A 13051-nucleotide genomic window follows, 5' to 3' on the forward strand; every position below is an offset into this window, starting at 1 on the left:
CCTGCACCGAAGACCGGGCAGATCCTTTTTATCTCTGGCTATAACCACCAGTCTAGGCGCTTTGGAGCCGGTGCGGTATTTGACCTTGGTAAGGGGATGGATAAAGCCTGAAGGGAGGGTCAGGGTTTCTCGTTCCTGCCATGTTGGCGCTCAGCTTCCTCCCGGGTCTCTTTTTCTACCATCTCGGGGGTTTCGAGGGAAATGCGCCCCAGCTTCCCGGAACGGAATTCATTGAGCAGTATTTCCGATACCTTGTGCAGGTCCGGAACACCACCACGGCCGAGGAATCGTCGTTTCAGGGCAATGCCATCCATCAGCGCGAGCCCGTCCTCTGGGCGCTCCTCAAAGCCGTAGCGTGCCATCACCAACTCCGGGTAGGCCTGTAGCAAATAGTCCGCCTCGAACATGGCCACGTCCTCGAACTCGATCACCGCACTACGGATGGCGCCGCTGATGGCCAGGCGATAACCGCAGGCTTCCGGCGACAGCTTGGGCCAGAGAAAACCGGGGGTGTCGTACAGCAATACGTTATCCGGCAGTTTGATGGCCTGCTGCGCCCGTGTCACGGCGGGTTCGTTGCCGGTTTTGGCCGCCGGTCGGCCAGCCATTGTGTTGATCAGCGTGGATTTTCCGACATTGGGAATCCCCAGGATCATTACCCGCAGAGCCCGTTTCTGGCGATCATGATCCGGCGTCATCTCGCCGGCCAGCCGCAGGATGTCCAGTGCTTCTCCGCGCTGGTTGTGGGTCATGGTAATGGCGCGCACACCCCGTTCCTGCTCCAGCCAGGCAAGCCATTGCCGGGTGACCTCGGGGTCGGCGAGGTCGCGCTTGTTGAGTACCTTGATCACCGGCGTATCGCCCCTCAGGGAAGGAACCAGCGGATTCTCACTGCTGAACGGCAGGCGTGCATCCAGAACCTCGATGATGAGATCCATCTGGGGCATTACTTTTTTGATCTCCTTGCGGGCCTTGTGCATATGCCCTGGAAACCAGTTAATGGCCATGGTTGATACTCCGGAAATGGCTGAACGGCGCCATTATGGACGGGAATGACTAAATTTTCACATTTCTCTCAACCCGCCAGTGGCGGGAGCTGAGGGTTTTACTGGAGGGTAGTATGTACAAAAAGAAGGGGGTTCGGGATGAAATGTCCTGTTGTTTTGTTTTAGGGTGTAATGCTTGAAGACCCAAAGCGACCCAAAATCGATTAGTGGAGATATCTATGAAGCTCGTGAAACTGTTCGGAATTGCCCTGATTGCAGTTGGGCTGTCTTCTCCGGCGATGGCCCAGCAATCTGGCGGGCAGCCGGACCAGGTTGATCAACTGGCTCAGATGGTTGGCCTGAGCGATGACCAGCAGAAAGAAATCCGCAGCATCATCGAGGAGATGCAGCCTGAGATTCAGGAGCTTCAGGGCGAGGCCCAGCAACTGCAGCAGGAGATCCAGGCGCAGATCAAGCCGGATTACGATGAAGACGAGATTCGTGAAAAAGCGGAGGATTTTGGTGACATTACTGGCGAGATGACCGCCATGTCTACCCTGATGCAGGCGAAGGTTGATGCTGTGTTCACCGAAGCGCAGCGTGAAGAGCTGAACAAGCGCATGCAGCAAATGCAGCAGCAGATGCAGCAACAGCGTCAGATGCAGCAGCAACAGCAGGGCATGCAGTAAGCGCTGGTAGTTCGTTATACCTTCCGGGTTAACCCCCGGAGCCTGAAAAACCGCCTGGGCCGATGGCCTTGGCGGTTTTTTTGTGCCCGTAGCCTGCTGGTTGTGAGCCTGTCGCGGCGGAGCGATTACTCCAGATCTTGGAAGGCTTGGGGAGTAAGTCTCACAAGTTAGCCCCGAACGGTTTAACCAGAACAATAAGCCGAGGCAACAGGGTAAGGGCCCCAACCAGAGCCATAAACATGGCAAAACCGGTGAATAACCCGAAGTAGATGGTCGGGATGAAGTTCGACAGCACCAGTATCGAGAAGCCGGTAATGATCGTCAGCGAGGTGAAGAACATCGCCTGCCCGATACTGCGGTGGCAGCGGTGCATGGTGGCGACGTAATCGCCGTCTTTCGGGAACTCCGTTTTGAAGCGATGGATGTAATGGATGGTATCGTCCACCGCGATCCCTACGGTGATCGCCGCCACGGTAATCGTCATCATATCCAGCGGAATACCCAGCCAGCCCATCAGGCCCAGAACCGAGCCCGCCGCAATCAGGTTCGGCGCCATGCCAATCAGCGCCAGCTTTATCGAACGGAACAGAATCAGGAACATGATCATGATCGCCAGGAACACCACGCCCAGCGTCTTGATCTGTGAATCGAACAGGCTTTGCAGCATGTTGTTGTACATCACCGTCATGCCTGTGAGCTGAACCTGATCGTCTTCAAAGTCCATTTCCCCGGTCAGGTGATTGCGTATACCGTTCAGCAGTTCATCGCGGCGCAGGTCCGGAGAGGTTTCCAGGATGCGGATGCCGAAGCGCGCCTGGTCATGCTCCTCGTTGATATAGGGCGTCAGCAGAATGTCCTGCAGGTCGTCCGGTACCGCCGAGGGCACAAACGCCAGCTCTACGGCGTTGAGGGGTTCACCGCCGTTGACCTGGGCCAGAATGTCCAGCGTGGTGGCGATGGACTGCACCTTGCCGGTTTGCGGCAGGCTGTCGAGGTACTCGTGGACTTTGCGAAGGCGTTCCATTTTCTGGTAGGTGAACCAGGTGTCCCGGTACTCTTCCTCCTGCTCACAGTCTTCCACAAAGGGGTCGCAGTCGCTGGCAAAGGGGTCACCTCCGCCATCGCTCTCGGGGGGCCGGTCGTCGGTGATGATCACATCCAGCGGGGTGGTGCCTCCCAGGCGGTCGTCGATGGTGACCATGCCCTGATGAATTTCTGTGCTGGATTTGAAGTAGTCGATGAAGCTGTTCTCCACGCTCAGTCGGCTGATGCCGATGACGCAGAGCACGGCGATGACGGCTGAGCCGTACAGCACCGTTTTGCCGTAGTGCTCGGTAAAACGCGCGAACAGGTCGGTAAATGGTATCCGGTCAGAGCGGACCCGTTCATCCACTGGCGGTGGCAGCAATGTAAGCAGTGCCGGGAAAATCACGAAGGTGATGAGGAAAGCCACTGCCAGTCCAATGGTCATCATCCAGCCGAAATCGATCACCGGGCGGATGCCGCTGAATGTCAGAGAGCCAAAGGCGACGATGGTGGTGATCGCCATGTAGAAGCAGGGTTTGACCATCGCCAGCAGAGTGTTGCGAAGGATATCTTGCGATGCTGCTTCCGGGTCGTCATGCTGGAACTCCCGATAGCGGACGATCAGGTGAATCGTCAGCGACAGGGTCATGATCAGCAGCAGCGACACGAAGTTGGAGGAAATGACCGTCACCGGCCAGCGGGCCCAGCTCAGGTAACCGATCACCAGCCACACGGTAAAACTGCAGCACAACAGCGGCACCAGTACCCAGCGCCACTGGCGGAAGATAATCGCCAGGGTCAGCAGCAGGAACACCAGCACGCCTACGCCGAAGGTGGACAGGTCGTTCTCGATAAAGCGGATCATGTCCGCGACAATCATCGGCACGCCGCCGAGATGGATTTCTGCTCGGCCCCTGTAGCTGTCGAGAATGTTTCTCACCTGCGCGATGGTCCGGTCGCGCTCTTCGCCCTGGGCCTCAGTGAACTCAATGAACTCGCGGCTCACGCTCTCCAGTTGCTGCTCTTCTTCTGCGGTGGCCTTGCCCTCGTCAACCCTGTCCCGCAGTTTGTTGCGCTCACGAAGCAGTTCAAAATAGCGTTCCGGAGTGGGCAGATTGACCTGTATGGCGGTGGTGCGGGCGTCTTCGCTGATCAGAAGATTGGGATACAGAGGATTACTGAGAAGTGCCTCTCTGGCGGTGTCCGGGTCAACCTTGTCTTCGTCAATGGTCTTTATTTCGGAGTCCACGGTGTCCAGGGTAAGATCCGGGCTGTGGAGCAGGGGAACGTTGAGAATGCTGTTGGTGGAGCTCACCCTGTCCAGTGCTGCCAGCTCATCCCGTAGCGATCGCAGGAGTTTCAGGCCATCATCACTGAACAGTTCCTCCCGGGGTGTGAAAGTGACGATCAGGAAGTCGTCGGAATCGGTAAACCGCCGGTTTACCTCCCGATATTGCTCCAGTGAGCGGTCGTCTTCCAGGACCAGGGACTCGGCGGAGGCGTCCAGGCGGAACTGGTCCAGCCGCAGGCTGGCGACCACCAGTACGACGCCGAACAGCAGCAGTACCAGAACAGGATGGGGGAAAATCAACCGGTCGTAGAAGGATCGAAGCCAGGACATCGCAAGAATTACCCTACACAGTGAAAACGAGTGCGGAGTGTGCCACAAACCGTCAGCCGACGGTGACCCTGTTGGACGCTTCTTCCAGAGAATCGATCAACTGTTTCAGGCGTTTACTCATATCCGCGCTTTCGGTGAGTTGGGTGACCATGCTATCGGTGGTGTCGCGGATGCTCTGAACGTTGGCCAGGACTTCGTCGGTGGAGGCCGTCTGATCAGCGGATACATTGGCGATTTCCCGGTTGGTCTCGTCAATGCGCCCTACCACAGAGTTGATGGCATCCAGGGATTTGCGGGCCTCTTCCGATTCATCCACACACACAGAGGCGTCCTCCGAGCTTGCGGTCATCTGCGTGACCGCGTCGCCCATGGCGGTGAGCAGGCGGTCAATGGTGCCCTGGATCTGACCGGTGGAATCCTGTACCCGCTGGGCCAGGCTGCGCACTTCGTCCGCCACCACGGCAAATCCCCGGCCCTGCTCACCGGCACGGGCGGCCTCAATGGCGGCGTTCAGTGCCAGCAGGTTGGTCTGCTCTGCAATACCCCTGATCTCGGCAACGGAGTGGCTGATCTCGTGGCTGTTTTCAGCCAGCGCCTGTACGCTGTTCGCCGAGCTCTGGATCGCGGTCGCCAGTCGGCGGATAGAGTCCGCACTGCGGCCAACCCTTTGGCTGCCGTCAACGGTGGCATTTCTTGCCTCGTGGGACAGGGTTTTGGCGATGTCTGCCTGTTCGGCTATGCCGGTAAAGCTTTGCAGCATGTTTTCCACGACTTCGGCGCTGCGATCGGCGCCGGACTGTTGCCGCCCCAGGTCGTCCCGGCGCGACTCTGCGGCAATCGCCAGCTCTTGTACTTCACGATGCAGGTGGTCGATGGCCTGCTTCATGCTCTTGACCACGCCCATGGTGCGGTCCTGCATGGCATTAAAGGCCTGGCCCATTTCGCCAATTTCATCGGTGGAATCCACGTGGGCACGTTCACTCAGGTTGCCGGAAGCCTGCACGGAAACCATAGTCCGTTTCAGGCGATACACGTGCCGCTCTATGAAAGAGATCAGTAGCTGCGAACCGGCCATTTCCAGCACCATCAGACCGGCAACCACCAGCGCGAAACCGGCGGCGGTTTCGTTGAAAACCTCTGAAAACGGCCGCCCAGTCAATCCTGATATTGTGCTCATGGCATAGAGCACCAGCAGGCAGAGCACCACAAACACAACAATATTGAGCAGCCAGAATTTGTATTTAAGCCGGGCATTCCTGAGTAGTTGCAGCATGGAAGGTCTCAGTCAACCGCCTTGACGGGGATTTGCTGGGCTTTCGCGGAAGCAGCGGGCACTTCCGGCACCGCAAGGCCGAGGTTGTTCTTCTCGAAAACCCGGTCAGCACGGTAGCTGGAGCGAACCATGGGGCCTGATGGCACCTCCATGAAGCCTTTTTCCAGGCCGATCTCGCGATAGCGGTTAAAATCGTCCGGGGTCACGTACTTTTCGACCGGCAGGTGATTCTGCGTCGGGCGCAGGTACTGGCCCAGGGTCAGGATATCGACACCGACGGCCAGGAGATCGTCCATGGTTTCCAGAATTTCTTCTTCGCTTTCACCCAGTCCCAGCATAAGGCTGGTCTTGGTGAGTACATCCGGGCGGTGCTTCTTGGCGTGGGCAAGAACACTGAGGGTTTTTTGATAACCGGCGCGGGGATCCCGCACGCGGGTAGTCAGGCGCTTGACGGTTTCCACGTTCTGGGCGAACACATCCAGGCCGGAGTCCACCACCTTTTCCACGTGGTCCATTACCGCATCAAAATCCGGTGTCAGGGCCTCAACAGCAACGTGCGGCGTGCGCCGCTTGATAGCGGATACGCACGCGGCATAGTGCGCTGCACCGCCGTCGTCCAGATCGTCCCGGTCCACAGAGGTGAGAACAATATAGCGCAGCCCCATGAGTTCTACCGATTTGGCGGTATTTTCCGGCTCCTCTTGGTCGAGCCAGCCTTTGGGATTGCCGGTATCGACAGCGCAGAAACGACAGGCGCGGGTACACACCGATCCCATCACCATGATGGTGGCAGTGCCATTGGTCCAGCACTCACCGATATTGGGGCAGTGGGATTCCTGGCATACCGTGCTCAGACGGTGGTCGCTGACGTTCTTGCGAACAGATTCGTAACGCTCTCCACCGGGCATGCGGGCCCGCAGCCAGGAAGGTTTGCGCTGGGTGCCGGTGTCGATAATGCCGGAGCCCGAGCGCTTGATGCCGTCCTTGATGGCGGAAAAACCATGTTCATTGCGGAACTTGGAACCACTGGTGACACGGGGCTTGGCACTATCGCTCATTACAACGGGGCTCTCTGTCTGTTGGCTTCTGGACGGCTTACATGAAGTTTAGCTGACTCTAAAGAGTAATCCGCACCCGCCGAGGATACAAGACAGGTACGGATAATCACGGGGATTCCGGGCGCGACCCTGGTCGTGCCCGTTGGTTAATCCGTCAGGCTGTTGCTTTATCCAGCGCCTGCCTGATATCGGCAATAATGTCGTCCACATGTTCAATGCCGATCGACAGCCTCACAAGATCCTCGCTGACCCCTGCGCTTTTCAGCTCTTCCGGGTTGAGCTGACGGTGGGTGGTGGTGGCTGGATGGCAGGCCAGAGACTTGGCATCGCCAATGTTCACCAGGCGGTAAATCAGTTGCAGGGCATCGATAAATTTTGCACCGTTCTCGCGGCCACCGGTAATGCCGAAACTGAGGATACCGGATGCGCGACCACCACAGATCTTGTCACAGGTAGCCTTGTAGGGGCTGTCTGCCAGCACCGCGTAGTTGACCCATTCAACGGCCGGATGGTTCTGCAGGTAATCGGCCACTTTCTCCGCATTCTCGCAGTGGCGCTCCATGCGTAGTCCGAGGGTTTCCAGGCCCTGCATGATCAGAAACGCATTGAACGGTGAGAGAGCTGCACCGGTATTGCGCAGAGGAACGACGCGGCAGCGTCCAATGAAGGCAGCTTCACCAAGCGCTTCAGTGAAGACCACACCGTGGTAGGACGGGTCCGGCTCATTCAGCATGGGGAACTTCGCCTTGTTGGCAACCCAGTCGAACTTGCCGGAATCCACCACAACACCGGCAACCGTCGTGCCATGGCCACCGATGTACTTGGTGAGGGAGTGAACCACGATATCCGCACCATGCTCGAAGGGGCGGCACAGGAATGGTGTTGCCACTGTGTTGTCGACAATCAGCGGAATGCCGTGTTTGTGGGCAATCTCTGCCCAGCGCTGGATGTCCACCACGTTGCCGGCCGGATTGCCAATGGACTCGCAGAACAGGGCACGGGTATTGTCGTCAATCGCCTTATCCAGGGCGTCAAAGTCATCGTGTCTCACCATACGGCAGTCGATGCCCTGGTTCGGCAGCGAGTGGGCAAACAGGTTATAGGTGCCGCCATAGAGCTGGCCGGTACTGACAATGTTGTTGCCCACCTTGCAGATGGTCTGCAGGGCATAAAGGATAGCGGCCATACCGGAAGCGACCGCCAGTGCGCCCACCCCGCCTTCGAGCTGAGCCATGCGCTCTTCCAGAACGGCATTGGTGGGATTCATGATGCGGGTATAGATGTTGCCCTGTACCTTCAGGTCAAACAGATCGGCACCGTGCTGGGTGTCGTCAAAGGTATAAGAGGTAGTCTGGTAAATGGGCGTGGTGGCAGCGTTGGTTGTCGGGTCGCCGTTAAAGCCGGCGTGGAGGGCAAGAGTCTCCGGTTTCATGATTGGACATCCCTTTTTGTTGCGTTTTTGTTGCGTTGAGCGCTTCTGTTGAGATTGAAGTACGTGTTCGAGTATGCCACAGGCTCAGGAAAGTGGGCAGAGTTTCGTTTTGACAGGTCAGCTGTGGATGCTTTGCCATGGAGTAGCGGGATCAGAGCAGGCGGGAACCAGACAAAAAAGGGTCCCAGCTCAAGCGGGGACCCTTTCATAATACTGGTAGCAAGGGGCGGAGTCGAACCGCCGACCCCGGCATTATGAGTGCCGTGCTCTAACCAACTGAGCTACCTTGCCATATCCGTTCGGGCTGTGCTCCAAACGAGGCGCGTATTTTCTGGATTTTATCCGGTGCTGTCAACCCTTTTCCGGGTTTGCCTGGCCAAGAAAGTCCTGTTGTCCGGCAAGGTGCTCTGGAACAATCCCGCCAACTATGCTGAATGGTTGCTCGTAGTGTAGGCAGGGATGGCAATCAGGCTCATCAGGCGATCATCCTCCTGGACGAACCGGGCTTCCAGCCCGGTGTGGGAAGGCCATGCCGGAGAAAGGGTGGTCAGCAGGCGCAAGCTGGCGGTGCCATCCGGGTGCCAGGCCAGTAGTTCTGCATGTTCGAAGTAGAAACGCCGTTGCACCAGAGGGTAGAGAGCCTTGAACAGCGTTTCCTTGAGGCAAAAAACCAGGGTAACAAAGAATCCGGCCTGACTGGCGAGTTCGGAGCGAAACCGGGCCTGTTCCGATCGGGTCAGAATCTGGCGGGAAAGCGGCAGCGCCCGGTCATCGGTCATGATGATTTCAGCATCCAGGCCGAGTCCCGCGTAATGCTGTTGCTGGCCAACCACGGCCGCCGCCCGGCCCCGGGTGTGGGTGATTGACCCCACGCATCCGGTTGGCCATACCGGTGCCCGGTCACTGCCCTGCGCAGGCGTGTCAGGCCGCCCAGTGGCGCGCAGAACCCCCTCACGAGCGCAGAACCGACCGGCCAGATATTCCGCCTGGCGCTTGGAGACTGCCCGTTCCACGGAGGGCGGCGGAAGAATATCGCTGCGTGCGAAGTCGTCGGGTTCGAAGCGGCCTGATTCAAAATCCAGGGCGATCAGGTGGAGGCCCGGCACTGACTGCGACCAGGGCCACCGGTCCTCCGGGCGGCTGCAGCACGCTGGCAGAAAGTTCACCGTCAACGTCTCCGGTACACTCAGACATTGAACCGGAAGTGAATGACGTCACCGTCCTGGACGATGTAGTCCTTGCCTTCCAGGCGCCATTTTCCGGCATCCTTGGCCCCGGCTTCGCCGTTATATTTGACGAAGTCTTCGTAGCTCACCACTTCCGCGCGAATGAAGCCGCGCTCGAAGTCAGTGTGGATCACGCCTGCCGCCTGGGGAGCCGTGGCGCCGACACGGACGGTCCAGGCGCGGACCTCCTTGGGACCGGCGGTGAAATAGGTTTGCAGATCCAGCAGGCGGTAGCCGCCACGGATTACCCGGTCCAGGCCGGGCTCGTCCATGCCCATTTCTTCCAGGAACACAGCTTTTTCGTCGTCTTCCAGTTCTGCGATTTCCGCTTCCATCTTGTTGCAGATGGGCACGACAACCGCGTTCTCTGCCTCTGCAATCTCCCGTACCTGATCCAGGTAAGGGTTATTCTCGAAGCCGTCCTCGTCCACGTTGGCGATGTACATGGTGGGCTTGACGGTGAGCAGGCACAACTCGCGGATCAGTGCCATCTCATCCTTGTCGAGCCCCATACTGCGCACGGGCTTGCCTTCGTTCAGTACTGGCAGCAGGCGCTCAAATATCTCCAGCTGGGCCTTGGCGGTCTTGTCACCGCCTTTGGCAACGCGTTGAACCCGCTTGATGGCTTTTTCCACGGTGTCCATGTCTGCCAGGGCAAGCTCGGTGTTGATCACGTCTATGTCCGAGGCGGGGTGGATCTTGTTGGCCACGTGAATCACGTTGCTGTCGTCAAAGCAGCGTACCACGTGGGCGATGGCGTCGGTCTGGCGGATGTTGGCCAGGAACTGGTTACCCAGGCCCTCACCTTTCGAGGCGCCTGCTACAAGGCCGGCAATGTCGACGAATTCCATGGTGGTGGGCACCACGCGCTCGGGTTTTACGATTTCTGCGAGCTTGTTCAGGCGCGGGTCTGGCATACCCACCACACCAGCATTGGGCTCGATGGTGCAGAACGGGAAGTTTTCTGCACCGATGCCCGCTTTGGTCAGTGCGTTGAACAGGGTGGATTTGCCGACGTTGGGAAGGCCGACGATGCCGCAGTTAAATCCCATGGAATGCCTCTGCTGGTGCTGGAAAATTTGGCCGGATTATACCGGTGTCTGGTGGTGTAAGCGAATAAGGGGAAATCTTCAGCGGGTGTCGGATTACGCTGCGCTAATCCGACCTGCGGGCGTGCAGATATCCGCAGGTTGGATTAGCCGCAGGCGTAATCCAACAGCGCCCGGCTCAGGGGTTCGGTCTGAAACTGTGCAATCTGTTCATGGCCGCTGAGAGCTTGCCGCTGGCGGCGTCTGGCAGTACCCGGATAATTTCGTCGATCACGGCGTTGAGTTCTTCACTCTCCCGTTTGCCCAGGCGGCCAAGTACGTAGCCGGTTACCTGGCGGCTGTCGCCGGGGTGGCCGATACCGATGCGCAGTCTCTGGAAGTCGTTGGTGCCCAGGTGGGCGATGGTGTCCCGCAAGCCATTATGTCCGCCGTGGCCGCCGCCTTTCTTGAGCTTGGCAGTGCCGGGAGGCAGATCAAGGTCGTCGTGTGCAACCAGAATCTGTTGCGGTTGAATCTTGAAAAAGTCCGCCAGTGCCTTGATCGAGAGGCCGCTGCGGTTCATGTAGGTGGAGGGATTCAACAGGTGCAGGTCAAGACCCTGCATTTGAATACGGGCGTAGAGCCCGTGGTACTTCTTTTCAGGGCGAAGCGTCTGGCCCGCTTCCCGGGCCAGAGCTTCGACGAACAGGGCGCCGGCATTATGGCGGGTATTCGCATAGTCGGGGCCGGGGTTACCCAGCCCCACCACCATGAGAATATCCTGTGCCATCTGCCGTTGCCCTCGTCAGTACAGGAGCGATTACTCCTTGTTTTCGCCTTCTTCGCCTTCCTCACCTTCTTCGCCTTCGTCATCAACCTTGGCGCCGCGAGGCTTGTGGATGGCAACGACCGGCAGATCGTGATCTTCGCCCTGAAGCAGAGCGGCAACCTTGACGTCTTTCGGCAGTCTCAGGTCGCTCAGGTGAATGACCTGGTCCATTTCCACGGTAGCCATGTCCACTTCAATGAACTCTGGCAGGTTCTGCGGCAGACAGATCACTTCCACTTCGGTGATCTGGTGGTTGGCAACGCCGCCCTGCAGCTTGATAGCCGGTGCCGAATCTTCGTTCAGGAAGTGCAGCGGTACGTTAACGTGGATCTCGTGATCCTTGTCAACGCGCAGGAAGTCGGCGTGGGTCAGCAGCGGCTTGTACGGATGACGCTGCAGATCCTTGAGGATCACGCTTTCTTTCTTGCCTTCCAGTTCGATGGTCAGAACGTGAGAGAAAAAGGCTTCGTTTTCCAGAGCTTTTTTCAGCTCGTTGTGCCAGATGGAGATGGAAACGGCTTCCTTGTTACCGCCATAGACGATAGCCGGGATTTTCCGTTCCTCGCGACGCAGGCGGCGGCTCGCACCTCTCCCCTGATCGCCACGAGGAAATGCTTCAATAAGAAATTCCTGAGACATGGTTATAACCTCAATTTTCACCCGAGCGGCCCGCGACCAGGTCCTGAACAGGTGACATTTGCGAAATGCCGGAAGCTTTTCCGGCGGACTAGACAGACCGGGAGCCCACTGGGCTCCCGGTCCGGATTCTTCTCAGTAAATCAGGCGGTCAGCTGATCAGGCGTTCTCGAACATCGCGCTGATGGACTCTTCGTTGCTGACGCGACGAATGGATTCCGCCAGCAGTCCAGCCATACTGAGGACGCGGATCTTATCACAATTATGCGCTTTGTCACCCAACGGGATGGTGTCACAGACAACCAGTTCGTCCAGTTCGGAGGCATTGAGGTTGTCGACAGCCGGCCCGGACAGGACAGGATGCGTGATATAGGCGACCACTTTCGAGGCACCATGCTCTTTCAGGGCATTGGCGGCTTTACAGAGAGTGCCGGCGGTATCGATGATGTCATCCACCAGAATACAGGTCTTGTCTTTGACATCACCGATAATGTGCATGACCTGGGATACATTGGCCTTCGGGCGACGCTTGTCGATGATCGCCAGGTCAGCATCATCCAGGCGTTTGGCCACGGCGCGAGCCCGAACAACGCCGCCGACGTCAGGAGATACCACGACAAAGTTCTCAAAGCGCTGTTTCTCGATATCTTCGAGCATGACCGGGGTGGCGTAGATGTTGTCAACCGGGATATCGAAGAACCCCTGGATCTGGTCGGCATGCAGGTCCAGTGTCAAAACCCTGTCGACGCCGATGCTGGAGATCATGTCTGCAACCACTTTTGCGCTGATGGCAACGCGGGTGGAACGAACGCGGCGATCCTGGCGAGCATAGCCATAATAGGGAATAACCGCAGTAACCCGGGTAGCGGAGGCGCGACGAAGTGCGTCGGCCATCACAATCAGTTCCATCAAATTGTCGTTGGTGGGGTTGCAGGTAGGCTGGATGATAAAGACATCATGCCCGCGAACGTTCTCATTGATTTCAACAGTGGTTTCACCGTCGCTGAAGGTTCCAACGGTGGCCTGGCCCATGGGGATGTGGAGTTTCTGGGCGATGGCTTTGGCAAGCTCGGGATTGGCGTTGCCAGTAAAAATCATCAGTTTGGACACGACGGCATCCTTCTCGGTAACGGCGTTTGAATCAGAAGAAGCGGGAGAAAGGTGGCTGGGGTGGCAGGATTCGAACCTGCGCATGACGGGATCAAAACCCGTTGCCTTACCACTTGGCGACACCCCAATATCGTGCT

Annotated in this window: 11 protein-coding genes and 2 tRNA genes; 1 reads left to right on the plus strand and 12 read right to left on the minus strand. The window is 57.9% G+C overall.

Annotated elements, in window-relative coordinates:
• Nucleotides 1-119: 119 nt before the first annotated feature.
• On the minus strand, nt 120-1007 hold the full coding sequence (gene ylqF, locus DIT72_RS10855) for a ribosome biogenesis GTPase YlqF (protein WP_135955268.1): 888 nt from the start codon (nt 1005-1007) through the stop codon (nt 120-122).
• A 218-nt stretch (nt 1008-1225) separates the two neighbouring features.
• On the opposite strand from ylqF, the gene DIT72_RS10860 reads away from it, so the two are divergent.
• Nucleotides 1226-1675: a Spy/CpxP family protein refolding chaperone gene (locus DIT72_RS10860; RefSeq protein ID WP_135955269.1), complete on the plus strand. Its 450-nt coding sequence runs from the start codon at nt 1226-1228 to the stop codon at nt 1673-1675.
• A gap of 160 nt (nt 1676-1835) precedes the next feature.
• Here DIT72_RS10860 and DIT72_RS10865 read toward each other — a convergent pair whose 3' ends face one another.
• The 11 genes from DIT72_RS10865 to DIT72_RS10915 all read right to left on the minus strand — a co-directional run bounded on the left by DIT72_RS10865 (nt 1836) and on the right by DIT72_RS10915 (nt 13041).
• Nucleotides 1836-4322, minus strand: coding sequence for an efflux RND transporter permease subunit (locus DIT72_RS10865; RefSeq protein WP_135955270.1), 2487 nt, complete (start codon nt 4320-4322; stop codon nt 1836-1838).
• 52 nt (nt 4323-4374) lie between these two features.
• Complete coding sequence (locus DIT72_RS10870) at nt 4375-5595, minus strand: methyl-accepting chemotaxis protein (RefSeq protein ID WP_135955271.1); 1221 nt, start codon at nt 5593-5595, stop codon at nt 4375-4377.
• 8 nt (nt 5596-5603) lie between these two features.
• On the minus strand, nt 5604-6653 hold the full coding sequence (gene lipA, locus DIT72_RS10875) for a lipoyl synthase (RefSeq protein ID WP_135955272.1): 1050 nt from the start codon (nt 6651-6653) through the stop codon (nt 5604-5606).
• A 154-nt stretch (nt 6654-6807) separates the two neighbouring features.
• Nucleotides 6808-8085, minus strand: a complete 1278-nt coding sequence (locus DIT72_RS10880; protein ID WP_135955273.1) for an O-acetylhomoserine aminocarboxypropyltransferase/cysteine synthase family protein — start codon at nt 8083-8085, stop codon at nt 6808-6810.
• A 214-nt stretch (nt 8086-8299) separates the two neighbouring features.
• Nucleotides 8300-8376, minus strand: a tRNA-Met gene (locus DIT72_RS10885).
• Between the two features lie 134 nt (nt 8377-8510).
• Nucleotides 8511-9251, minus strand: a complete 741-nt coding sequence (locus DIT72_RS10890) for a 4'-phosphopantetheinyl transferase family protein (RefSeq protein WP_135955274.1) — start codon at nt 9249-9251, stop codon at nt 8511-8513.
• 20 nt (nt 9252-9271) lie between these two features.
• Nucleotides 9272-10363, minus strand: a complete 1092-nt coding sequence (gene ychF, locus DIT72_RS10895) for a redox-regulated ATPase YchF (protein WP_135955275.1) — start codon at nt 10361-10363, stop codon at nt 9272-9274.
• Nucleotides 10364-10538: 175 nt separating this feature from the next.
• Complete coding sequence (gene pth / locus DIT72_RS10900; RefSeq protein WP_135955276.1) at nt 10539-11129, minus strand: aminoacyl-tRNA hydrolase; 591 nt, start codon at nt 11127-11129, stop codon at nt 10539-10541.
• A 30-nt stretch (nt 11130-11159) separates the two neighbouring features.
• On the minus strand, nt 11160-11807 hold the full coding sequence (locus tag DIT72_RS10905; RefSeq protein ID WP_135955277.1) for a 50S ribosomal protein L25/general stress protein Ctc: 648 nt from the start codon (nt 11805-11807) through the stop codon (nt 11160-11162).
• Nucleotides 11808-11963: 156 nt separating this feature from the next.
• Nucleotides 11964-12914 (minus strand): ribose-phosphate diphosphokinase, encoded by a 951-nt coding sequence (locus DIT72_RS10910; RefSeq protein ID WP_135955278.1) that lies wholly within the window; start codon nt 12912-12914, stop codon nt 11964-11966.
• Nucleotides 12915-12966: 52 nt separating this feature from the next.
• Nucleotides 12967-13041 (minus strand) — tRNA-Gln (locus DIT72_RS10915).
• Between the last annotated feature and the right edge of the window lie 10 nt (nt 13042-13051).

The sequence above is a fragment of the Marinobacter orientalis genome (assembly GCF_004792665.1).
Classification (GTDB): domain Bacteria; phylum Pseudomonadota; class Gammaproteobacteria; order Pseudomonadales; family Oleiphilaceae; genus Marinobacter; species Marinobacter orientalis.